At 34.2% G+C, this 23,873-nt stretch carries 19 protein-coding genes and 1 pseudogene; 18 read left to right on the top strand and 2 right to left on the bottom strand.

Translation table 11 applies throughout. The features are described 5' to 3' along the window. Complete coding sequence (locus C5Q98_RS05630; protein ID WP_106012676.1) at positions 1-705, bottom strand: CPBP family intramembrane glutamic endopeptidase; 705 nt, start codon at positions 703-705, stop codon at positions 1-3. Between the two features lie 48 nt (positions 706-753). After that, positions 754-1,461 (bottom strand): aldose epimerase family protein, encoded by a 708-nt coding sequence (locus C5Q98_RS05625; RefSeq protein ID WP_106012675.1) that lies wholly within the window; start codon positions 1,459-1,461, stop codon positions 754-756. A gap of 124 nt (positions 1,462-1,585) precedes the next feature. Here C5Q98_RS05625 and C5Q98_RS05620 point away from each other — a divergent pair, with 124 nt between their 5' ends. The 18 genes and pseudogenes from C5Q98_RS05620 to ftsZ form a co-directional block, all read left to right on the top strand. Then, entirely contained in the window at positions 1,586-2,533 is a 948-nt protein-coding gene (locus C5Q98_RS05620; RefSeq protein WP_106012674.1) for an aminoglycoside phosphotransferase family protein, read from the top strand. Between the two features lie 44 nt (positions 2,534-2,577). Further along, positions 2,578-3,846 (top strand): sialidase family protein, encoded by a 1,269-nt coding sequence (locus C5Q98_RS05615; RefSeq protein WP_106012673.1) that lies wholly within the window; start codon positions 2,578-2,580, stop codon positions 3,844-3,846. 55 nt (positions 3,847-3,901) lie between these two features. Further along, positions 3,902-4,510, top strand: coding sequence for a chromate transporter (locus C5Q98_RS05610; protein ID WP_242967353.1), 609 nt, complete (start codon positions 3,902-3,904; stop codon positions 4,508-4,510). Further along, a complete protein-coding gene (locus C5Q98_RS05605) occupies positions 4,510-5,070 on the top strand; it encodes a chromate transporter (RefSeq protein WP_106012671.1) in 561 nt (186 codons plus the stop codon). Before C5Q98_RS05610 ends, C5Q98_RS05605 begins: the two co-directional genes overlap by 1 nt. A gap of 270 nt (positions 5,071-5,340) precedes the next feature. Then, on the top strand, positions 5,341-5,706 hold the full coding sequence (locus tag C5Q98_RS05600) for a hypothetical protein (RefSeq protein WP_106012670.1): 366 nt from the start codon (positions 5,341-5,343) through the stop codon (positions 5,704-5,706). Positions 5,707-5,922: 216 nt separating this feature from the next. Next, the gene (locus tag C5Q98_RS05595; protein ID WP_106012669.1) at positions 5,923-8,994 is read left to right on the top strand and encodes a glycoside hydrolase family 3 protein; all 3,072 of its coding nucleotides are present in this window, start codon (positions 5,923-5,925) and stop codon (positions 8,992-8,994) included. A 91-nt stretch (positions 8,995-9,085) separates the two neighbouring features. Beyond that, positions 9,086-9,625 carry an inorganic diphosphatase gene (locus C5Q98_RS05590; protein ID WP_106012668.1) on the top strand — a complete coding sequence of 180 codons (540 nt, stop codon included), beginning with the start codon at positions 9,086-9,088 and terminating at the stop codon, positions 9,623-9,625. A gap of 186 nt (positions 9,626-9,811) precedes the next feature. Beyond that, on the top strand, positions 9,812-10,654 hold the full coding sequence (locus tag C5Q98_RS05585; protein ID WP_106012667.1) for an alpha/beta hydrolase: 843 nt from the start codon (positions 9,812-9,814) through the stop codon (positions 10,652-10,654). Between the two features lie 44 nt (positions 10,655-10,698). Next, on the top strand, positions 10,699-11,652 hold the full coding sequence (gene rsmH / locus C5Q98_RS05580; protein ID WP_106012666.1) for a 16S rRNA (cytosine(1402)-N(4))-methyltransferase RsmH: 954 nt from the start codon (positions 10,699-10,701) through the stop codon (positions 11,650-11,652). 74 nt (positions 11,653-11,726) lie between these two features. After that, complete coding sequence (locus tag C5Q98_RS05575) at positions 11,727-12,779, top strand: hypothetical protein (protein ID WP_106012665.1); 1,053 nt, start codon at positions 11,727-11,729, stop codon at positions 12,777-12,779. Next, on the top strand, positions 12,769-15,159 hold the full coding sequence (locus C5Q98_RS05570; protein WP_106012664.1) for a penicillin-binding transpeptidase domain-containing protein: 2,391 nt from the start codon (positions 12,769-12,771) through the stop codon (positions 15,157-15,159). Before C5Q98_RS05575 ends, C5Q98_RS05570 begins: the two co-directional genes overlap by 11 nt. A gap of 64 nt (positions 15,160-15,223) precedes the next feature. Further along, on the top strand, positions 15,224-16,828 hold the full coding sequence (locus C5Q98_RS05565; protein ID WP_106012663.1) for a UDP-N-acetylmuramoyl-tripeptide--D-alanyl-D-alanine ligase: 1,605 nt from the start codon (positions 15,224-15,226) through the stop codon (positions 16,826-16,828). A 13-nt stretch (positions 16,829-16,841) separates the two neighbouring features. Further along, positions 16,842-17,852 carry a phospho-N-acetylmuramoyl-pentapeptide-transferase gene (gene mraY / locus C5Q98_RS05560; protein WP_106012662.1) on the top strand — a complete coding sequence of 337 codons (1,011 nt, stop codon included), beginning with the start codon at positions 16,842-16,844 and terminating at the stop codon, positions 17,850-17,852. Positions 17,853-17,911: 59 nt separating this feature from the next. Beyond that, complete coding sequence (locus tag C5Q98_RS05555; RefSeq protein ID WP_106012661.1) at positions 17,912-19,180, top strand: FtsW/RodA/SpoVE family cell cycle protein; 1,269 nt, start codon at positions 17,912-17,914, stop codon at positions 19,178-19,180. A gap of 1 nt (position 19,181) precedes the next feature. Then, on the top strand, positions 19,182-20,366 hold the full coding sequence (gene murG, locus C5Q98_RS05550; RefSeq protein ID WP_106012660.1) for an undecaprenyldiphospho-muramoylpentapeptide beta-N-acetylglucosaminyltransferase: 1,185 nt from the start codon (positions 19,182-19,184) through the stop codon (positions 20,364-20,366). Positions 20,367-20,407: 41 nt separating this feature from the next. Next, on the top strand, positions 20,408-21,436 hold the full coding sequence (locus C5Q98_RS05545; RefSeq protein ID WP_106012659.1) for a cell division protein FtsQ/DivIB: 1,029 nt from the start codon (positions 20,408-20,410) through the stop codon (positions 21,434-21,436). A 71-nt stretch (positions 21,437-21,507) separates the two neighbouring features. Then, positions 21,508-22,236, top strand: a complete 729-nt coding sequence (locus C5Q98_RS05540) for a small basic family protein (RefSeq protein WP_106012658.1) — start codon at positions 21,508-21,510, stop codon at positions 22,234-22,236. Positions 22,237-22,571: 335 nt separating this feature from the next. After that, positions 22,572-23,648: pseudogene (gene ftsZ / locus C5Q98_RS05535) on the top strand (cell division protein FtsZ); the annotation flags it as partial. Positions 23,649-23,873: the final 225 nt, after the last annotated feature.

Below are 23,873 nucleotides of genomic sequence, written 5' to 3'. Positions count from 1 at the left end.
TTATAAAATACTAAACCAGGCGATTCCGTTGATACTCAGATTTGCCACAATATGTAAGAACCATGGTGCTAGGAAGCTATTAGATTTTTCACATAAATAATCGAAAATAATGCCAACGACAAATAGTGCAACAATAATGATTAAATTAAGCCACCAATCGAACCAAGCGGCTATTGTCGTAACGTGATATAGGGAGAACAAAAGACTGCTATAGATATAAGCAAAAATCCTTAAGTTTAGTTTATTCAAATAATAAAAGATAAATGCACGGAAGAAAATTTCTTCTAAAAGTGAATTTACGAAAGCAATGTGCAAGGCCACATATAAGAAATTACTGGCATCAATGTTTTCTCTTTTGGCTAAGTTATCTCTAATATTCTCAGCTGAGATGTAGTCTTTAAAAATCAAATATGCTCCAATAATGACCAGAGAGACTCCAGCTGCTATTAATGCTGATACCTTCAGATTTCTTTTGTTAGGATTTTTTAGCTGGTGTGTAATGTATGAATTCTTGAATATCAACTTATACAATAGAACTGGTAAAGTGAAGAGGAGAATCTTAATCGCTGATTTGGGCACATACGATAAATGGAAAACTAAATCTAAAGATGCTATAGCAGAGCATACAAGTAGACTGCTTATTATAATAAAAGCAAATTTGTATCTATTATTTTTGAATTTTACTTGTTTACTGGTAGTTTCCATTTGATTATGATCGCCTTTCTCAAATCCTCTAGTGTTAATATTTCAGAGCTATTTTACTGTTACTGAAACTTTATATTTGAAGGTTGCGCTTTCACCAGCTGCTAGGGTCAGATATCCTTCGCCTTTAGAGAAGCTAATTGAATTATAAGTAGGTTCAATGCAGAAGTAATCAGCTTTTTTGTCTGTCCAGAGAACAGTAACAGGTAATTTTTCGTACTCTAACTCAAGGTTAAATAAGTCTGTTTCAACAAGTTTAGGGCTATTTACATAAACTGAATCAGCAAACTTATCGTCAGTGATATCAATTGTTTCGCCATCAATTTTAATCTCTTCTTGACCTGCTACATTGAAGTATGGGTGGAAGGCTGGAGATATGGCTAATGGGTTTTCTCCATTATTTCTTACTGATAAAACAATCTCTAGAGTAGAGTCAACTAGAGCAAAGCTTTGTCTAGATTCTAGCTCTTCGTATTCACCTGCAACTTTATTGGCTAAAAGAGTTAAATTATCTTCAGTTTGGGATTCAACTTGCCAAAGGATTTCTCTACCAAAACCATGGCTCTTAAGATTGAACTCACCAGGTGCTCCAAATTGAGGTAAGCACACGTGAGATCCACCACGATTTTTGCTAGTACCATTGTAATCTAGCTGAGTTCTTGGGAAGAAAATATTTTGAGCGCCGGCTCTAAATGAAGTGATGTAAGCTCCCTCTGGATCTATTTCCAATTGCAAAAATTTATTACTAAGTTCTAACATAATTATCTCCTAATTTAACTTTTATATGATTTTAATTGTAATGGAAATAAGAAAAATTATATACAGATGTTTTGAAAATCTTTTTTGCGAATAGTAAAATAAAGAAAATTAGTTGAGGTGGGATATGACTGCAGATTCAGATGAAATTATTTTACAAAGAATTTTAGTAAATCACTTTCCGAACCTTTCTAAATTGAGCTTTAGAAAGATTTCTGGTGGTACATTTAATAGATCGTATATTGCTATGGTTGATGATGCACCTGAGTTTATTATTAGGATAAGCCCGGGAAAGCATAATTTAATGTATTTTGAGCAGCTCGCTATGGCTAATGAGGGTTTGGCATATAAACTAATGCAAAAATATAATATTCCTGTAGCTAATTATTTTGAACTTGGTGTAATTGATGGAGAAGAGTACAGTATAGGGCAATTTATATCAGGTAAAGTTTTGAGTGAGCAGTTATGGAGTGATGAGTCCAAAGATGATGCAATTAACTCTAGGCTTTTGGAGAATTTAGGGAAAATCATAAAGAGAATGCACTCGCAAAAAGTTGACACTGATTATTGTGGCTACCTCTTCTGTGTAGAGGATAAAAGTTTTACATCATGGGCTGAGTTTTTAATATATTCCGTTAAGAATGTTTTAGAAAATGCAGGTCCGGAGCTGAAGAGCAATGTAAATTTAGATGAACTTATAAATGTATTTGAAGTTAATAGAGAAATTTTAGATTCCAGAGAAAAAACTTCAATTATTCATGGAGATCTTTGGGCTGCAAATGTTATTTTTAATGATGGTGAAACTTATCTGATAGATTTGGATAGAGCAATGATAGGAGATCCTTTATTTGAATTTGCAGCTGGCTGGATGGACAGAGAAGAATTTTGGCAAGGTTATGGATCTACCAAGAATCTAGAAAGCTTGAGTGGCAATGAATTACTTTGTCTGCGACTATATAATATATATATGAATTTGTTGCATGCAATTAGTAATGAAAATCAATTTAAAGATATAAAAACTGCTAGAGATTATATGGACAGTATTAATAAAAGATTGGCAGAACTAGATTTATAATAAAATTGATGTAAAAACAAAATTAGCGTAAAAAGTGGGTAAACATGTTAGAAAAATTAGGTGCAAATAGAGCAGTAGACTTAGGTTTGGTAGACAACACTGGAGTTGATATGTTCCAGGTTCCAACAAGATATAAAGAAGTTATAGAAAAATCTCCAGGTACAGATAGACAGTATTTAGCACATCCTGACTTACTGCAAACAAAAACTGGCAGAATAATTCTTGCCTATGTAAAAGGGCATGGTAAAGGTCCTATTATCATGAGAATATCTGATGATGGTGGTAAGACCTTTGTCGAAAAAACCGATACTCCAAAGTCATGGGAAGAATCTTACGAAACTCCTACTATCTATACATTGAATTTCTCAGATGGTAGAGAGTACCTAATTCTAATTAGTGGTTGTGCAGGTTGGGCTCCAGAAGAGCCTTCAGGTTTTTACACATCAATTTCTAAAGATAATGGTGAAACTTGGACGGAATTAAAGTGCTTTTATCCGGAATTGGAAGAAGGTAAGAAACACTTTACCACTGTTGTAATGTCCAGTTTGATTCAGGTAAAAGATGAAAATGGTAAATACTTAGATAAGTGGATGGGTGTCTACCACAATGGACATGACTTTAAGAATTATATTTCATACTTGAGTTTTGACGAAGAGGATATGGATAAGTGGACAGAGCCTAGACCTTACCTTAGTGAATATAGAGAGCTAGAGAATAAGTATCAAATCTGTGAGGTCTGTTTGGTAAGAGATCCTAATCCTGAGAGTAAAGAGATTTTGGCAATTGCTAGAACTCAAGCTCATAATGCTCCATCAACATACTTTTTCTCCTATGATGAGGGAGAAACTTGGACAGAGCCTCAAGAGACGAGTTTGGCTTTGACCGGGGAGCGACATAAAGCAGTATTTGACTCAGTTAGTGGTAAGTTGATTTTAAGCTTTAGGGAGATTGTTAGAAATCCCAAAGATTGGGCAGCTGGTGATTGGATTGCTTGGGCTGGAACTTATGAATCTGCAAGGCAAGGTGGTAATAAGTCAGAGGAGCAAAGCGACAATAAATTGGCACAAGAATATAGACTTCTCCTAGCACGAGACTACACTCAAAATGAGAGGGGTGGAGATACTGGCTATTCAGGTGTATTATGTTTGCCTAACAATGATATTATGTTAGTTGGCTATGGCCATTTCGATGAAGAGTTCTCTAAGAGCTGGAAGGACGAGATCTGGAGAGATTTATCCTACATACTTAAGGTCCAGTTTAAGTTAGAGGAATTGGAGAATTATATTAAAGAAAATTCAGAGTCAAAGTTATAGAAATTGGTGATTGGTGTTCTCATAAAGGTTCACATAAATAGAAAGTTAGGTGTTTATGCTCTGGGAGTTATTCCTAAAGTTTTTAAAGATAGGGTTATTTAGCTTCGGTGGTGGCTACGGTATGATTTCTTTAATAGAAGAAGAGTGCGTAGAAAAAGAGAAATGGATTACTCACGAAGACTTACTTAACGTTACTATTATTGCTGAATCTACGCCAGGATCAGTTGCAATAAACTGTGCTACTTTTGTAGGAAAGAAACAAGCTAATTTGCCAGGGGCAATGATAGCAACCTTGGGCGTAATTTTGCCATCATTTGTGATTGTATTTTTAATTTCATTATTCTTTGAACAGTTTATTAGTATTCAATGGATACAGAACGCATTTAGAGGAATTCAGGTTGCAGTTGCAGTCCTTATAGTTGATGCAGGGATCAATATGTTTAGGAAGTTGCCACGTAATTTAGTTATCTTGGTAGTTGCGATATTGTCTTTGTTGGCTATTTTAATTTCAACTTTTGCCAATTGGAATCTATCAACAGTGAACTTAATGTTGTTTGGTGCAGTTTTGACTACTATTATTTTGCCAATTTACGATAAGTATTTATTAGAGAAGGATGCTAATAATGTGGCAAGCGCTACTGAACATGAAAGTGAGGGAGAATAATGGTATTTTTAAAATTGTTTATTGAATTTTTCCTTGTAGGATTGTTCAGTTTTGGCGGAGGCTATGCAGCGGTACCATTAATAAGTGATGTTGTTGAAAGCAATGCCTGGATGAGTTCGGAGCAATTAACTAATATGATTGCCGTAGCAGAGTCTACACCTGGGCCATTAATGGTAAATTTAGCAACTTATGTTGGTAGCACTCAAGGTGGAGTTTTGGGAGCTCTTATAGCGACTATTGCTGTTACTATTCCATCTTTTGTAATTTTATTAGTGGTGGCAATGTTCCTGAAGAAAACTTTAGGGAATAAATTTGTAAATGCAGCGACTAAAGGTCTACAAGCTTGTGTATCTGGAGTTATTTTGGCAACTGGAATTACTATGATATTAGAGTCTGTAAATGTTTTAAGGAATTTTAGATTAGATATTAAAGCATTAATTATACTAATTAGCTTGTATGTATTTAGATTTATATATAGATATTTTTCCAAAGTAAAACTTTCAGCAGTAAAAACTATTTTAGTAGCTGCTGTGCTTGGGGTAATTGTTTACGCTTTTTAATTGCACTTGTTGGTGGGTAATAAAATTTTGCGAGTACTCTATTTATTATTTATTGCTAAGCTGTAAAATATATTTAAAATAATCAGGAATTATTTCGGATTACAATACGGAGAATAAACTTTTTATATATAATATATTCAACTGTGTTAAAGGATTTATCGAAGTAAAGGGTTCATAGAAGTCGAAACAAATTTTATCGAGATTTTAATAAAACGTAAGTTTCATTCATTTATCCGTTGAAAGATGTAAAAATAATAAGGAGAGTTTTAATTGAGACAAAATTACAATCCAATGAAGTCACTAATATGGAGCATAATAGTATTTCTAATTGTGTCTACATTTTTTAGATTTTTAATGTTTATACCTGGGGTAAGACTAATTATTTCACTCTTGTTCTTACTTGCTCCTGTTCTTGTATTTTTCTTAATTCGTAGGAAGTTTACTAACTTGAAAAAACAATTTGGCAGAGACTATGAGGATACTTATAGTCAAGAAAATCAGGGATATCAGCAAGATAATATGAGAGGCAACGGTACATCCAGTAGTGAATCTGGCTATGATAAACAAAATCAAAGAAATAATGAAGAAATAATTGCAGAAGTTATTGAGGTAAAAGACCTCGATGATGAAGAATAGAAAACATAAACTTTACTACGAAGAATTAAAAAATTTATAAATATAGTGTTTTAAGGAGGGCAGAAATGGCCCTCCTTACTTTATCTGTTTTTACAGAGTTAAATTAGAAACAACTTTAATTAGATTATTTTAATAATAACTTAGCTAGATCATTACAAGTTGGTTATAATTAAGTTAATCCGACAATATATATTTAAGAATTGAGAGGGGATTTAAATGGAATCAATTGTTTTAGACTACAAAAAATATGCAGCAATTTCAAGACAAGCAGCGGCTGAGGGAATAGTTTTGCTAGAAAATGAGAAACAAACACTTCCCTTGAAAAAAGGTAGTAGAATTGCCTTATTAGGTAGGATGCAGTTTGATACATATTTTACAGGTACCGGTTCAGGTGGACTTGTACACAACCCTTACGTTGTAACTATCCATGAAGCATTAAATGAGATTTATGATTTAGAACCTATTAGCCAACAACTATATAAGGTTTGGTTAAATGATCATCCTTTTGACAAAGGGGAAGGTTGGGCTAAGGAACCTTGGGCCCAAGTTGAAATGAAATTAGACGATGAACAACTTGATCTAATTGCTGAATATACAGATACAGCAGTTGTAGTTATTTCGAGGACGGCAGGTGAGGATAAGGACCATAACGATAAAGCAGGATCCTACTATTTAAATAAAGATGAGTTAGATTTACTACATAAAGCTAGAGCGAAATTCTCAAAATTGGTAGTCTTATTAAATGTTGGAAATACTATGGACCTCTCCTGGAATGTAGATGTTAAAGTTGATTCTTTGTTGCTAGTCTGGCAAGGCGGATCTGAAACAGGTAATGCTATAGCAGACATCTTGAGTGGAGAAGTAAGCCCTTCTGGTCATCTAACAGATACAATTGCTTATAGCTTAAAAGATTATCCTGCATATGATAATTTCGGTGATAAGGACAGAAACTTCTATGCAGAGGATATATATGTTGGTTATAGATACTTTGAGACATTTAATAAGGCAGCTGTTCAATATCCATTCGGGTATGGACTAAGTTATAGCGATTTCGAGTTTAAATTGAATTCAGCAGAGTATGCAAATGGTAGTTTGAATATTCAAGTTAATGTTAAAAATACTGGAGATTTCCCAGCGAAAGCTGTACCACAGATTTATTTAGGTGCTCCTCAGGGTGAACTAGGAAAAGCTGCTAAAGTTTTGTTGGATTTTGCAAAAACAGAAACACTTGCTCCAGGAGAAAGTGAAGAACTTAAGTTCAGCATTAGTAATTATGATATGGCTAGTTTCGATGATAGTGGCAAAACAGGACATAAAAATGCATATGTCTTGGAGGCTGGACAATACAGAATTTATCTAGGAGAAGATGTACGACACAGTCAAGAGGTATTTGCTTTTGACTTGGAGAAACTAGAAGTTGTCGAACAATTAGAAGAAGTATTAGCTCCTGTACATCATTTCTCTAGACTAAAACCAGGGGAATTTGAAGATGATAATTTCTCAATAACATATGAAGATGTTCCGACAAAAACTATAGCTGAAAAATATTTTGCCGAAAAAGAAGATGAGAAATTGTCAGTAGAGTTTGAAAACAATAGCTCAGATTATCAAAATAAAAATAAATACGAATTCTCACAATATGTTAATGGTGAGATAGATGTGGATACATATTTAAGTCAGTTCCCAACAGAAGATTTTATTAAACTCTCCAGAGGAATTGGTATGTCACCAGCAGGAGTTACTGCAGGTGTAGCAGGTGCATTTGGTGGTGCTGCTAAGGTATTTGCAGATAGTGGTATGCCGTTAGTTGCATGTGCAGATGGACCTTCTGGAATTCGTATGGATGATGGTTCTATGGCTTTCCAAGTTGCCATTGGTACAGCATTAGCATCAAGCTTTAATACGAAACTTAACAAAGAACTATACGAATATCTAGGTCTAGAAATAAGAAAAAATAAGATCGATTCACTTTTAGGTCCTGGCATGAATATTCATAGGCACCCATTGTGTGGTCGTAACTTCGAATATTTCTCTGAGGATCCAATTGTAACAGGTAAGATTGGTCTTGCTCAGGTTGAAGGGCTGAGAAAGTGGAATGTTGCAGGAACTATCAAACACTTTGCATTTAATAACCAGGAATTCAGACGAAACTTTGTTGATGCAATAGTTTCATCAAGGGCGGCTAGAGAGATTTATCTCAAAGGTTTCGAGCATGTAGTCAGAAGTGGTGAGGCGCTCAGCATTATGACTGCATATAACCCTGTTAATGGTATTTTTACAGCATCAAACTTCGAGCTAAATACTCAGATTTTGCGTAATGAGTGGGGATTCGAAGGAGTAGTAATGACTGACTGGTGGGCTAAGATGAACTGGGGAGTTAAGAATAGACCAAGTAGACGTAATTTAGGTGCAATGATTTATTCTCAAAATGATATAAATATGCCAAACCCTAGTGCAGACGTTAACGTTTATAGAGATAAAGGCCTAGCAGATTTGCAAAAAGGAAGAATTAATAGAAAACATCTAATTCGAAACGCGCGTAATATCTGTAAAGTTGTTAAAGAAATCTATCATGGCTATAACGAGCTTGATTTGGAAATCTTAAACGAACCTAAGATTCGCCGCAATATCGAAGATAGAATTGAATTAGGCTTAGTTGAAAGAATTGCTTATGCTGACACACGTAAGATCGAAGCAGAAAAGAACAGCATGACTTATGTTGGTTTCGAGAGCAGAAAGCCTAGCGATTACATCTTCCGCATGACAGCAAAATCAAACTTGAGTAATGTTGCCCAAGCTAATATTGCTATTACGATTAATCAAAGCATCAAATCTGCTTTGTCCTTAAAAGGTAATGAGACCAAAGATATTGAGGTGCGATTCAATACAACTTCTTATAATAACTACGTTGAAATTTTCTATGCAGAAGGCGGTATAGATATAATCGAGTTAAGTGTGGAACGTGTTAATGGTGGCGATGATGATAACGAGAATGGAAAAATTGAAGAAATTGAAGGTGGAGTAAAAAAAGAAGGTACAGACTCAGCCAATAATTCTTCAAATTTGACATCGAATATAGAAGGAAAGCATCATGGAGCTTTGGATAAAGCTGGACTAGAAAAGTTGCTATTACAAGCTTATGTGCAAGAGCATAGAGAAATTCGTTTTAACAAGATTTCATATGCCAGAAATAGGTTTCTTTACTTAGCTAGCATTTTTCTTATAGTTACGGGTTTGTTGTTCTTCTCTTTTTTCGGTGAACTGATATGGGGTAAATGTAGAGGATAGAAGCGAGTTTTTGATGCATATAAAGCATATAATAATGTGCTGGGAGACATGAGAATAAATCCTAGCAAATTTGTTTAGAAGGGGTGATGTAATGAATATTTGGCATGATTTTGACAAGAACAAAATAAGTAAGGATGATTTTTATGCTGTTATTGAGATTCCAAAAGGCAGCAAAAAGAAATATGAGCTCGATAAAGATACTGGACTAATGAAGCTAGATAGAATTCTATATACATCAACTCACTATCCTGCAAACTATGGTTTCATACCTAGAACATACGCAGATGATGATGATCCACTTGATGTTTTAGTTTTATGCCAGGAGGTATTGGATCCTTCGGTTTTGGTTAGATGTTACCCTATTGGCGTAATCAGGATGGAAGACAGTAACGAGGTTGATGACAAGATTATTGCAGTGCCTTTTTATGACCCTAACTGGAATTTCTATCATGATGTTAGCGAGTTACCACCACATATAACAGAGGAGGTTATTCATTTCTTTAGAGTATACAAAGAGCTGGAGCACGATGAGCATACTTCTTTGTCGGACGCCTTATCTAGAGATTTTGCGGAAAAAGTTATAGAGAAATCTATTAGAGAATATGGCAAAGTTTTCTCCGAATATCTATAGAGCATATCTATCTTTAGGTAGAGAATAATGAGAGTTGACAGGCTGGTATATTAGTAAATTGCTATGTATTACAAGACTAAAACAAGTTTATGTTTATTGTGACAATTTATTAATTAAAAGTTTGTTTTAAGGCAAAGCCAAATTGTTAAACTAATATGAGAAATTCATGTTTGAGAGGAGCGAGTAATGTCGAAAGTTAAAAATGATCCAGATCGCGAATTGAATGGCTTTACTTTAAAAACTCATTATATACCTGGAGATAAAGCAAGAGATACTAAACGAGTCCAGGTGCTTTTGCCAAGATCTTATGAAGAGGATAAAGAAAATTATCCTGTAGTTTATATGTTTGATGGTCAGAACTTATTCTATGACGAGGAATCATATAGTGGAATAAGTTGGAGAGTATCAGAAGCATTGGCGCACTATCCGGATTTACCAACAATGATAGTGGTAGCAATTGATAATAGTATAGATAGGATTAATGAATACTCACCATGGAGAATCGAATCAAGTTTTAACTTGGATGAGGATCTTATTGGTAAAGGTGGCGGTGGAGTAAGTCACGCTCAATATATAGTGGAGAATGTTAAACCATTTATTGATAAGAATTATAGAACCAAAAGTGATTTTGAACATACAGGTCTAATTGGTAGCTCCTTAGGAGGAGTTATGACTGCATACATGGGAATTAAATATGCAGACGTGTTTGGTAGTTTGGGTGTATTTTCTTTAGCCAATCAATTGTTTAAAAATGCATTTTCAGCTTTTTTATCAAATAAGAAAATTTCTCAAAATCAGAAAGTCTATATTCAGGTTGGAACAGAAGAAGTTATATCAGAGGATAATAATGGGACTGCAGCTAAACAGGATTATTTAGATTGTAGTATTTACTATCAGAAACAATTAATTGCTCATGGAGCTGATGTTAAAAATATAGATTTTAATGTATATATTGGCGAGACTCACAATGAGAAATATTGGGGAGATCATTTGCCAGAATGCTTAAGATTCATGAGTGCTGATTGGTAGTTCATAGTATAATGTGGGACATTAAAATTAGGAGATAAGAGATAATGCATATTTCAGAAAGATTCGAGCACGTAAGTGTATTATTAGAAGAATCTCTGAAATCTCTAAATATAAAACCAGATGGTATTTATATGGATGGGACTGTAGGAGGCGCAGGGCATAGTAGTGAAATTCTACGTGCTTTAGGTGAAGGTGGGCAATTAATTGCACTAGACAAAGACCAAGATGCGCTAGATACAGCCCAAGAGCGACTTAGCAGAGTTGAGAGTTCTGCCGGTTTTACATTGGGGCATGCTAACTTTGCCGATTTTGCGAGTGTATTAATTAGTGAAGGCATAGATGGTCTAGATGGTGTTCTTCTTGATTTAGGTGTTTCTTCCTGGCAAATAGATGAAGCTGATAGGGGTTTTTCTTATATGAAAGATGGGCCTCTAGATATGCGTATGGATAGAAGTAAAGGTGAATCAGCAGCAGAGCTTATTGCGAGAATTGATTCTACAGAGTTAGCAGATATTTTTTTCAAATATGGTGAAGAAAGAAATTCATATAGAATTGCGAACTCAATTGTAAATTATAGAGATAATGTTGGACCAATCACTACAACTAAACAACTTAGTGATATTATTACTAAAGCTCAAACATCAAAGAGCAGACGTGAAAAACAACATCCTGCAAAACGTTGTTTCCAAGCCTTGAGAATTTATGTAAATGGAGAAATGCAAGACCTAGATAAATTCTTATCAGAAATAATAGATTTTATGAATCCAGGTGGAAGGGTATGTATAATAAGTTTCCACTCATTGGAAGATCGCTTGGTTAAACAAAGTTTTAGAAAATGGGAGGACCCATGTGTATGCCCTCCAAACTTCCCTTGCACATGTGGCAAAAAAGCATTAGGAAGAGCATATCCAAGAAATGGAATAGTTGCAGATGATGAAGAAAAAGATACAAATCCACGTTCCAAGTCTGCAAGGTTGAGAGTGTTTGAGAAATTTTAATACCTACATTAGTGAAATATCAACATCAACTAGTAGTGCTAATAATGGTTTATATAAAATAACTTGGAGATAAAATGTCAAAAGACTTTTTTAACATTGAAGATATATTAAATAATAACGGTAATAATGATAGAGACAGGTCCAGAGCAAGTAGTAATAATGGCCCTAATTTTAATAATGCGTCCAAAAATAATTCTTATAAATCAAAGCAGCAATACAATCCATCAAATAGATATTATCCTGATTTTGATCTTGAAAAATCTAAAGCTAAGAATCCAAGTGTAAAAGGATTAAATAAGGGATCAAATAATAGTAGGTTTAACAATTTTGACCTTGAAGAAATGAAAGGTCAAAAATTTGATTTTGACAACTCTAGAAATAGCAACACCAATGGCACTAGAAATAACAGTAATTATAGAAATGCTGATATTTACATTATGGATCAAGAAGTTAGTAGTGAATTTATTAGTGCTATTGAAGAAAACAAGAAGAAATTTTCTGACCCTAAACCACGAAAAGGCCGTAAATTATATGGCGATGGTTTGTATAGTAGCCAAGAGTTAGAAAAAGCTCCAGAATTAGTTAAAATTACTCCGGTTGCAGAACAGAAAACGAAAAATAAAAAGACTTTTAAGAAAAAAAGAAGTAGTTACTTAATTTTTTCAGTTATTGTTATTTTTATTTTCTTCATTACTTTGATCTTTTTGTTACTAAATCAATCAAGAGTTATGCAAGTAAGCTACGAAAATGCAGCCATTAAAAGTCAAATTGCATACTTAGAAAAAGACAATGCAGAGAGAATAGAACGACTGGCAAGAGAAGCAGATTTAAATGAGATTGCTAAAAAAGCTGCAAGTAACGGTTTCCAAATTCCAAATCGTCAACAAAAAGTTGAGGTGAAGGATGACAAATTGGATCAAATTACCTACTTTGATGAAAACAACAATGCGATAGGTATAGTTACTGAGGAAGTTGATATGGATTTAGTCTTTTCTAATATAGAAAAATATATTTTAGAAAAAGAGGAGTCTTTAGCGCAATCAAAAGAGCAAGTTGAAGCTAAAGCTAATAAAGCTGGAGATACAAAGGTTGAGGACGAGATAGAAGGAGGAGATAATGCAGAATAATGATTTTAAGCAAGATAATACTCCTAGACGTCTTGTTACTAGATCAGAATTTAGGAAAAATATTCGTGAGATAACCGGTCAGTCCAGAAAAAACATGAAAATCCAAACTCTATTAATTTGGATAATTTTGATTCTTCTGGTTATTAGGACTTTGGTGCTTTTCTTTGACCTAGCTATTTTGAATAACAAGAAATATACAGAATTGGCTGCGAGTACACATTCAGAGCAGTATAAGATATATCCTGAAAGAGGAAATATTTATGCAGCGAATGGTACTGAGCTAGCTGTTTCTACTTTTACATATACTGTAGGTGTGACTCCAAAAGTATTTGGCCCGAGTAGATTATCTGATTTCTCTGATGAAGAGGTAATTACTCAAATTTCAGAGATACTTGAAATTGACTCTAATCAATTTAAGCAGAGATTAAAAGAAAATGAAGACGCTGCTTATATGGTTATTAAGAAGAACATTAATCCAGATACAAACGATAAACTAAATGCTTTTATTGATAAGGCTAGAGTTACTGGTATAAGACAAGATGCTAACCAAGCTCGTTACTATCCAATGGGTGATTTTGCCTCAGCTATTTTAGGGTTTGCAAATAAACAGGATCAACAGTTATCTGGAGTTTCAGGTATAGAGCTTGCTTACAATGATATCCTGAGTGGAAGTCCTGCTTATGTATATCAAGAAGTTGATAATTATTGGAATCAACCTTTACCAGGTACGCTGAAGACTTCTGTACCTGAAGTGAAAAGTCAAAATCTAAGAATTACAATTCAAGAAGACTTGCAACGCTATGTAGAGGAGGCTGTACAATACCTACATGGAGCAACAGAACCTATGAATGGTTCTCAGATTTTAGTTCTCAATGCGAAAACTGGTGGAATTTTGGCATATGCTAATAATTTAAGTTACGACTTAAATAAGCCATATAGCGCACCAAAGTCTATAGATCCAGAAAATTGGGATCCTGTAAATAATAAAGAACAACTTGATTTCGTAACTGGTACTGTCTGGGCAAATCAAGCTACTAGATATCCATATGAAATTGGATCCGTTATTAAACCTTTTGTTCTTGCGATGGGATTAGATGAAGGCGTAGTTAAGCCTGGTGAGCAGTTAAGTGATGACCCTATTACGATAGATGGATGGACTATGAGTTCCTATGACCGTAAGAGTCGTGGTATGTTATCTATAGAAGAGACCATTTGGGACTCACGTAACCCAGCCTTTGTTAGAATTGCAGAACGTATGGGAATTAATACTTTCTATAGTTACATTAATGCTTTAGGTTTTAGGAGTATAACCGGAGTAGATTTACCGAATGAGACTTTAGGTTTATTTCATCAGAATCCACAACAAATTGATATGGCTGTTACTGCTTTTGGAGAGCAGGTTACAATAACCTTGATGCAAGAAGCTCAAGCATATTTAACATTAGCAAATGATGGAAAACTTATGGTGCCTCATATTGTTGATGCAATTGTTGATGATGAAAATAATATAATTAAACAATATAATCCAGAAGCTAGAAGGCAAGTTTTTTCAGCAGAGTCTGCTGACTATGTGCGCCAAACTATGATTGGTGTTGGTAGATATGGTACTGCAAAATCTTCATATGTTCCTGGACATGAGATAGCATTCAAAACTGGTACCTCATCTCGTGCTATTGATGGTTCTGAAGTTGACAATATTTACACATTAACAGCAGTAGCAGTGTTACCAGCAGATAACCCAGAGTATATAATTATAAGCACAACTCATGATGTTAAGGAAAGTATATCTAATATTCCACATACAACAACTGGTAATATTTCAAAATTTTTGATTGATAGAGACAATATTCAAGGTAGTTATAAAGCTTATGACTATAATCATTTATTTAGACCGATTTATGTACGTCAAGCTATAGGTGATACTCCTCATAATATTGCATATTTAAATGCATTTAATGGTGGTAAAATTGTAAAAGATGAGTCAACAGGCTGGAATGATATAATTCAGAGTCAATATCCATTTCCAGGTGTACAAGTATCAACAGATCAAGAGGTTTGGGTTTCAGGTGAATATGGTGCCTTACCAGAAGAGTATGTTGAATTAGTTGATTTCACTGGTATGACAGCTGAAGAAGCTAAGAAAGTAGCTAGAAGTTTGAACCTTAATTTGAGCTTGCAGGGATATAACAGGGCTGGAAAAGTTACAGCGCAATACGTGATTAATCCTGAATATGCAGGTGGTTCAAAGCCTGGGGAGCAAGTAAGAAAATATACTGCAATAACCTTGTTATTTGAAGGCGAAGATGCGCCAGGACCACGTGAAGATAATTCATTAACGTATGGTTATAGCGATGGTGGTGGCGGGTATTACGGCTACTAATATTAATCTCAACTTGTACACGCTTGTTGCACAAAAATGCTAAGTGAAGAAAAAGAGAAGAGAAATGCATAAAAAATTAAGTTTAAATGAAATCATAAATGCTGTAAATGCAGAAGTTTTTTCCTTGGAAAAAATAGGAAAAGATCTTCAAGGTTTTATGGTTGAAAATATTTCTACTGATACAAGAGAAAGCTTAGAGAATGCTATTTTTATAGCATTAAAAGGAGAAAAGTTTGATGCTCATAATTTCTTAGAAGATGCTGTAAAGCAAGGAAATAAAGCACTTATTATTTCAAATAGAGAATTGGCAGAGAAATGGTCTGACAAAATTACGGTTTTACTAGTAGAAAATACAACTACAGCATTATTAAATATCGCAGGACTTTATCGAGGTAAGTTAAATGCAGAGGTAATTTCTTTGACCGGTTCAGTAGGTAAGACTAGTACAAAAGACTGTATTGCTCAGGCTTTAGGAAGCTCAGCCAAAGTTTATAAAACAGCCAAGAATTTAAATAATAATTTTGGGGTTTCTTATACTTTATTAGATATTCCAGAGAATACAGAATTTGCTATTGTTGAAGTAGGTATGGATGGCAAGGGGCAAATTGAAGAATGTGCTAAAGCAATTAAAGCAGATTTGAGCTTGATAACTAACATAGGAACTTCACATATAGAGAGATTAGGGTCACGCAAAGATATACTAGAGGCTAAAGCTGAAATTCTTACAGCAACCCAAGATGAGGCGCCTCTATTAGTAAATGCTGAGGATCCATATTTATTGACCTTAGCGGATAAAGTTAAATCAGAGCGAGCACTAATTTTTTTAGATACGAATGGACTTAGCCAAGGTATTAGAAGTGTTTTAGCTGAGGATGCTGATTTACAAATAGAAGCTAATGAGGAAAGTATAAATGAGTTAGCTGAAGCTGCATTTGAAAGTGGCAAGGTATTAAATAATCAAGCGGAAAAATTCGGCAAGAATATTTCTGGTACTCGTTATAAACTTAAAAACTTAAAGATTGAAACAGGTGGAAGTAGCTTCGAAATTTACAAAAAATCAGGTGGACCTTCTGAAGATTTTAAATTACTAATTGACATTAATGTACCAACTTTTGGTCCTCAAGTTACAGAGAATATTTTGTTTGCAGTTGCTGTAGCAGACCTATACGAAAGGGATCTTGAAAAAGTTAAAGAAAGTTTTGCCAAAGGCTTAAATATAAGCTCTGGTCGTCAAGAAATTAGTAAGATAAATAACAATAACCTACTAATTGATGATAGCTATAATGCTAGTCCGGAGTCATTAAAGACAGCTTTTATCTTAGTGAATAAATTATTAGAAACATCTGATTACAATGAAAGTTTAGCTGTAATTGGTGGAGTAAATGAACTGGGATCATATAGAAAACAATTGCATGAAGATATTGCAAGAGCATTGGCTAAAAGTAATATTAGTAAAGTTTATTTAATTGGTCCGGAAGCTGAAAATATGAGCGAAATTATTATTAAAGAAAGTCCGGATAAGTTTGTAAAAGTATTTACTAGTAATGAACAGATTACAGAATACTTATTACAAGAAAATATAAACGACAGTATAATTTTGTTTAAAGCTTCTAGAGGATTTGCCTTAGATGAAGTTGTAAATAATGTAAAGAATGAAATAGGAGCATAAAGAGGAAGTCACAATGAATGAGATTATAAAAATTTGCTTAGCATTAATCTTAGGATTTATTATTGCTGCAGTGAGTGGTAAATTTATTATACCAATATTGAGAAGATTCCAATTAGGTCAGCATGTTAGAGAAGATGGTCCACAAACACATTTAGCCAAAGCTGGCACTCCAAGTTTTGGTGGATTTATTTTCTTAGGATCTTTTTCTATTTTAGCTATTATATATTTAATTATTGACTATAACCCAATGGTTTTAATGGTCACATTATTTGTTTTGGCTCATGCAATTATCGGATTTGTAGATGATTATTTTAATATTAAAGTAAATAATGATGGCCTAGGTGATGGACAAAAAGCTCTACTTTTGTTAATTGTTGAAGCTATTTTTGTGTTTGCTTTTGTTTATGGTTCAAGTAGCGCAATTACTATTGCAATGCCATTTGGCTGGAATGCTATTGAAGTAGAAGGTGTGTGGAAATTTGTATATGCACTGTTCTTAATTTTCTACTTCTTTGCTTGTACAAATGCTGTAAACATAGTAGACGGTATAGACGGTTTAGCTAGTTCAGTAACAATAGTAACTTTAGTTTTTACCGGTATTACAGGATATATTACTTACAAAGCTAATAACAACCCAGATAACTTATCACTGACTATACTTAGCGTAATTATGATAGGTGCACTTTTGGGATTCTTAATTTACAATTGGCACACTGCAAAATGCTTTATGGGAGATATGGGATCTTTAGCTTTAGGAGCTTTTGTATCAGTTATTTTCTTATATCTAGGAATTCCATGGGCCTTCGTTTTTGCAGGTGTAATATATGTAATTGATATAGCAACAGTGCTTATTCAAACAGGATACTATAAAGCAACTGGTGGTAAGCGCATATTTAGAATGACACCTATTCATCATGCATTCGAATTAAGAGGCTGGAAAGAAGAAAAGGTAGTTTTAAGTTTCAGTGCAGTACAGTTAATTGGTGCTGTTTTGGCGGCTTTGATGATCTGGCCTTTTGTATAGGAGCTCTAGATATAAAAAGAGACTTAGACTGGTACTAAGAATAAATACGGAGATAAATAATGGAGAGTAATACAGGTAAAAGAGAAAGATTAATAGAACGTTCAAAGCAAAATTTGAATGATTCTCGTAAGTGGCAACAAACTAATAGTGTTGATACAACAATTATTATTGTTGTTGTGCTTATGATAGCCTTTGGCTTGGTAATGCTTTTCAGTGCTAGTATGTCTGATTCTATTATTGAGAGTGAAACAGGTACGAGCTATCTAGTAAGACAACTTGTTGCGAATCTTATTGGAATTGGATGTATGGTGTGGTTAAGTAAATTCAATTTGAAAATATTTGACCGTTTAGCATTTGCTGCTGTTGTTTATATTATTGGTGTAATTTTATTATTCTTAACTTTATTTACACGACCTATTAATGGTGCGAGAAGATGGCTTTCTATACCTGTTTTTGGTACTTTTCAACCATCAGAATTTATGAAGGTTGCTATTGTATACATCATAGCTTGTTATGAATCTTGGTTGTTTAAGCAGAGAGCAGCAGGAAGATTCCAGAGAGAAGCAGGCCTAAAAGGAGCTGTAAAAGATGCAGCTTGGGACTTGTTAATTCCAGCTGCAATCGTTGCAGTTCCGGTAGGAATAATGTCATTGCAAACCCACATGTCTGGTATCTTTATCATTCTCATAGTTTCATTGGCAACATTATTGGCTGCAGGTTTACCTTGGAGAAGCTGGTTAACTGCTGGTGTTATTGGAATAGCTCTCATTGCACTATTTGCATTATTTATCTTTAGTATATGGGATTTTTTACCAGAGAAAATTACAGGTAGATTTGGACATGTTTTTACCCGTATAGATATCTTTACTGGAGATAGTAATGTTACGGCAGATGAACTTTACCAATCCAATCAAGCGTATATAGCAATTGGCTCAGGTGGCTGGACAGGAGTAGGACTTGGCCAAGGAAAACAGAAGAATCGCTACCTACCTGAAGTCCATAATGACTATATTTTTAGCAATATTGTTGAAGAAACAGGTTTTATTGGTGGATTGGTCGTAATAGTTTTATTCTTGATATTTTTCTTGGTAGGCATGAGAATTGCACATAAATCTAGCTCGGTATATGCTCAGATAGTTGCGACCGGAATTTCTACACTTATAACATTACAAGCAATGCTTAATGTTGCGGTTAATGTGGGAGCTATTCCGCCAACAGGTATTTCACTACCTTTCTTCAGTTATGGTGGTACATCTAACATGTTCTTCCTCATAGGAATAGGGCTTTTGCTTAATGTTTCGAAATTTGGAGTAAGGGAGGAGCTTTAGCATGGATTACAAAGTTGATAAAGCAGAAGTTAAAATTGCTCAAAGTGAAGCATTAGCAAAGTTATCAAAAACCAAACCAACTATTCTTATAGGAGCAGGTGGGACAGCAGGTCATGTTAATCCAGCCTTAGCAATTGCTCGTGCTTTGATGAAAATTAACCCTGATTTTCAGATTGTGTTTTGTGGAAATGGTGGCGAAATAGAAGCCAGCTTAGTTAATAAAAGTGAGTTTGATTTTTACTGGATGGAGGCTTGGGGTTTAAATCATAAGACTTTAGCAGGATATTTTGAAACTTCTTTAGTTAATTTCAGAGGATTTAGACAAGCTCGTGCATTGCTAAAAAAATTAAATGTTGTTGCCTGTATTGGCGCTGGTGGTTATGTATCTTTCCCTCTATTATTAGCAGCTAGAAGAAAAAGAATTAAATATTTTTTGCATGAGCAAAATGCAATTCCTGGTAGGGCAACTAAAGTTTTTAGTCCAAAGGCAAATGTAGTATTCACCAGTTATTCTGAGACAGAAGAACTTTTACCAAAAAGTAAAAAAGTAGTATTTAGTGGCAATCCAGTAAATGAGGATTTTTTTCAGCAAGATAAGACAGAGGCTAGAAAGAAATTACAGATTTCAGATGATGAATTTTATATTTTAGTTACAGGTGGAAGTTTAGGTGCTAAAAATTTAAATGAAACTTGTGTGAAGTTAGCTGTAAGTTTAGAGAATAAGTCTAATGAATTAGAGAAAAAAGTTAGAATCCACCTGATTAGCGGAAAAGATAGATATGATGAGATTAAGCAAGATGCATTAACACAAGGAAGTGCTTTAGAGGTTAGCGATTATAGCTACAATATGCCAGAAGAGATGGCAGCAGCAGATTTAGTTATTTCTAGAGCTGGTGCTGGAACATGTGCTGAGTTGCAAGCGTTAGGCGCACCAAGTATTTTGGTTCCTTACCCTTATGCAATTAATAACCATCAAGAATATAATGCAAGAGTTCTTGTAGATAATGGCGCTGCTTTTAAGCTTGATGACCTAAGTTTAAATGTTGAAGAACTTGAAAATATTATATTGGACGTAATGAATAATCCTGAGAAATTGGTTAAAATGTCTGAGAAGGCTAAGGAATATTCGCCGAAAAATGCAGCTAAGATAGTTGCAACAAATATCTTTGAAGAAATTAAAAAATAAAAAATAAAAATAAAAATAATGTATATGTGAAGGGGTAATAAGTGGACAAGGCTAAGAAAAATAACAAATATATTTGGGTATCTTTAATTGTAATTATCCTTGCCTTAATAATTGCAGCAATAGCTGTGTTACCTCAATTTTACATTGAAAATGTAAAAGTAAGTGGCGTTAGGAAGTTGGATAGTAACAATATTATTGCAGCTACAAATATAGAAAAAGGTAATCATCTCTTCTCTTATATTTCTGGTGGTCCGGAACAGATCTTAGGTTTAAGATATGGGAAAATTGAGAATAAATTAAAAGAAGAAAACCCCTATATCGATGATGTTAAAGTGCGTGTAAAATATCCTTATACTGTTGATATTAACATTAAGGAGAGGATTGAAGTTGCTTATATTAACAGCAATTCTGAGTATTTATCTATAGACAAAGAAGGAAGAATTCTAGATGTTTTAAGTGAGAGACCAGTGAATGCAGCAGCTCCAATAATTACCGGGTTGAATTTAAATAGTCATAATGTAGGAGATAACGTTTCAGTAGAAACCATGAGACACGTTAAACGATGCTTAATGGTGATGAATATTATTCTAGAGACCGACAATAATTCCACTGATGACTACAAATTAGCTGACCATGTTTTAGCATATAGATCTTACCAGTCTAATAGTCTATATCTGACAGTAAAAGATATGCAAGGCAAATCGCTAAATGTCTTGATTAATCCAAGTGAAGAACCACAACAGGCAATAGCTTGGTTGAGAAAAACTATTCAGAAAAATGTGTTAGATGATTTAGGTGATGGTGTTTTATCGATAAGTAAAAGTCAAAAAGTATTTAATAAAAATTCAAGATTACCAAAACCGATTGAAGAATTACTAATGCCTGAGACAACACAAGAGCAAATAATTACTGATGACTCAGCTGAGGCTAGTGCTACTGGTACTTCAAGTGCAACTGAAAGTACAACTGTTATAGAAGCAGAGGAGTCAGTAATCTCTGAAGAGAATAATTCAGAGGGAAATAACTCAGAAGAAAATAATTCAGAAGAAAACAACTCAGAAGAAAATTGATAAATAAGTATCTAAAATTTCGCAGATAAAGGCGCAAGTGCAGGCATAGATAAGGGAAAGAGAGGAATAAGATGTTAATTGTTTTAGTAGCTATAATTGTAGGATTAATTATTGGTCTATTCTCAAGTTTCTCTTTACCTACTGTATATTACTCATATGTAACTTTAATAATTTTAGTATCCCTAGATAGTTTAATAGAGGCGGGAAGAGCATTCTATAATAAGAACTTTTCAAATATATATTTTCTCTTGAAATGGTTGAGTGACATGTTGCTCGCAGTTCTATTTAAAGCACTTGGTGATGCATTGGGTGTAGATTTAGCAATACCTATTATTATTTATTTAGGAATGAGAATGTTTGATAATTCCTCGAAATTAATTAAAACTTGGTACAAACGTCAACGACATAAACGTAAAATTTTAGAAATATGGATTAGAGATGAAGGTGAATCAACAGATTTACCAGTGGAAGAGATTAATCCTGATTCGGAACGTCAGCAAAGAGTAGATTACCTAAGATCAAAAGCTAGAAATCTACGTATTGAAGCAGATAGTTTGTTAAGTGAAGCTGACACGTTGGAGGAAGAAGAAGCCGTTTCTCAATTACAAAATATTAGAAGACGAGAGGAACTTAAGCTAAATGTAGAGAATTCTACTCTAAAAACTTCTCATGATACTTCAGAAAATAAAGAGTTAGATAATAAAGTAAGCGCTGACTCTAGAGAAGAACAAAAAATTGAGAATGTTAAACCTATTACAGAAGCGGAAAAATTAGCAAAAGAAGCAGAAGAACTCAAATAGGAATAATTTATTATATTTCGTTGCTTAATAAAAAATATTACATTAGCTTATAAATTACTAAAAAATGTAATTATATTAGTTTATTTTGTCTTTATGGGATAGAACTTTTAAATAAGCTACAGGCGAAATAAAATAAATAATTCGCTTGAAAAGAAAAAATAGATATTGTAAACTTGCTTTTGTAATTTAAATGTAATATTATTGAAACAATTAAATTGATTTTAATTTTAAATTATTTTAGCTATACACGTTTGTGAAGGGAGATTTTTAAGGTGGAGACAAAAAATAAGGCAACAAATAATCCGGTTGCAACAGATCGCAAAAAAGAAAATGTAAATACAGATTTCACACAAAAGGCTGTAATTAGAGCCATCGGTGTTGGTGGTGGTGGTTGTAACGCTATTAACAGAATGGTACTTTCCCAAGTTAAAGGCGTTGATTTTATAGCAATCAATACAGACAACCAAGCCTTGGAATTAAATGCAGCTCCTACACGTGTTAGAATTGGAGATAAACTAACTCGTGGATTAGGTGCAGGTGCAGATCCAGAAGTCGGTGCAAAAGCAGCTACTGAATCAAGAGATGAAATTTCAGGCTTATTACGTGGAACAGATTTACTATTTGTTACAGCTGGTATGGGTGGTGGTACCGGTACAGGTGCAGCTCCAGTTATTGCTCAAATAGCTCAAGATATGGGAATTTTGACAGTAGGTGTTGTCACAAAACCATTCCGCTTTGAAGGTGCAAAACGTTCAATCAATGCTGAAGGTGGTATCGAAGAATTATCTAAATATGTTGACTCCCTAATCGTAGTACCAAACGATAAATTATTAGATATAGCTGATGAAGATACAACTGTAGACCAAGCATTTGCAATGGCAGACCACGTCCTAAGATATGGTATTACAGGTATTTCAGACTTAGTTTCTGTACCAGGATTAATCAACCTTGATATGGCTGATGTTAAACGTGTTATGACAGATGCAGGTATTTGCCACATGGGTATCGGTAGAGCTCAAGGACCAGATAGAGTTGAAGATGCAATTGACGAAGCAATCCATAGTCCATTACTAGACAGTAATATTGATGGTGCACAAAAGATCATTATCAACTTCACAGGTTCGAGCATGAAGATAAGAGAAGTTTCAGAAGCAGCTTCATTAGTTAGAGATTCAGCTCACCCAAGTGCAGACATTATTATCGGTGCTGTTCTAGATGAGAACTTAGATGATGAAATTATGATCACAATTATTGCATCAGGATTTGATGATAGTAATGAATTTGGTGCAGAAGTTAACACAGAAAGCTTTCGTACAATTGGATCAGCTGTAAGAAATGAAGATCTAAATACAGATTTTGCAGTCGACAATCAACGTGATCGTTCAAGTGCAAGACAAGCATCAAGAGATGAAAGATCAAATTTGCGTAGAGAAGAGTACACACCTTCATACGAAACAAATTATGAAGATCCTTTCCCAAGAGAGAGAAGAAACACAGAACGTAGATCATCATACAGAGATTCTGGCTATAATGAAGCACCATATCGTGAATCACGTAGAGATGAAAGAGAAGACTCACGTAGAAACGATTTCCAAACTCCAACATATGATGAGAGAGAGAACAGAAGCCAACAAAGA

Source organism: Fastidiosipila sanguinis (assembly GCF_002998295.1).
GTDB lineage: Bacteria > Bacillota > Clostridia > Saccharofermentanales > Fastidiosipilaceae > Fastidiosipila > Fastidiosipila sanguinis.
This window is presented reverse-complemented; position numbering and strand designations above follow the sequence as displayed.

Excerpts from the sequence above, each read along its gene's own strand:
- C5Q98_RS05630 (WP_106012676.1), bottom strand. The coding sequence starts at position 705 with ATGGAAACTACCAGTAAACAAGTAAAATTCAAAAATAATAGATACAAA.
- C5Q98_RS05625 (WP_106012675.1), bottom strand. The coding sequence starts at position 1,461 with ATGTTAGAACTTAGTAATAAATTTTTGCAATTGGAAATAGATCCAGAG.
- C5Q98_RS05620 (WP_106012674.1), top strand. The coding sequence starts at position 1,586 with ATGACTGCAGATTCAGATGAAATTATTTTACAAAGAATTTTAGTAAAT.
- C5Q98_RS05615 (WP_106012673.1), top strand. The coding sequence starts at position 2,578 with ATGTTAGAAAAATTAGGTGCAAATAGAGCAGTAGACTTAGGTTTGGTA.
- C5Q98_RS05610 (WP_242967353.1), top strand. The coding sequence starts at position 3,902 with ATGCTCTGGGAGTTATTCCTAAAGTTTTTAAAGATAGGGTTATTTAGC.
- C5Q98_RS05605 (WP_106012671.1), top strand. The coding sequence starts at position 4,510 with ATGGTATTTTTAAAATTGTTTATTGAATTTTTCCTTGTAGGATTGTTC.
- C5Q98_RS05595 (WP_106012669.1), top strand. The coding sequence starts at position 5,923 with ATGGAATCAATTGTTTTAGACTACAAAAAATATGCAGCAATTTCAAGA.
- C5Q98_RS05590 (WP_106012668.1), top strand. The coding sequence starts at position 9,086 with ATGAATATTTGGCATGATTTTGACAAGAACAAAATAAGTAAGGATGAT.
- C5Q98_RS05585 (WP_106012667.1), top strand. The coding sequence starts at position 9,812 with ATGTCGAAAGTTAAAAATGATCCAGATCGCGAATTGAATGGCTTTACT.
- rsmH (WP_106012666.1), top strand. The coding sequence starts at position 10,699 with ATGCATATTTCAGAAAGATTCGAGCACGTAAGTGTATTATTAGAAGAA.
- C5Q98_RS05575 (WP_106012665.1), top strand. The coding sequence starts at position 11,727 with ATGTCAAAAGACTTTTTTAACATTGAAGATATATTAAATAATAACGGT.
- C5Q98_RS05570 (WP_106012664.1), top strand. The coding sequence starts at position 12,769 with ATGCAGAATAATGATTTTAAGCAAGATAATACTCCTAGACGTCTTGTT.
- C5Q98_RS05565 (WP_106012663.1), top strand. The coding sequence starts at position 15,224 with ATGCATAAAAAATTAAGTTTAAATGAAATCATAAATGCTGTAAATGCA.
- mraY (WP_106012662.1), top strand. The coding sequence starts at position 16,842 with ATGAATGAGATTATAAAAATTTGCTTAGCATTAATCTTAGGATTTATT.
- C5Q98_RS05555 (WP_106012661.1), top strand. The coding sequence starts at position 17,912 with ATGGAGAGTAATACAGGTAAAAGAGAAAGATTAATAGAACGTTCAAAG.
- murG (WP_106012660.1), top strand. The coding sequence starts at position 19,182 with ATGGATTACAAAGTTGATAAAGCAGAAGTTAAAATTGCTCAAAGTGAA.
- C5Q98_RS05540 (WP_106012658.1), top strand. The coding sequence starts at position 21,508 with ATGTTAATTGTTTTAGTAGCTATAATTGTAGGATTAATTATTGGTCTA.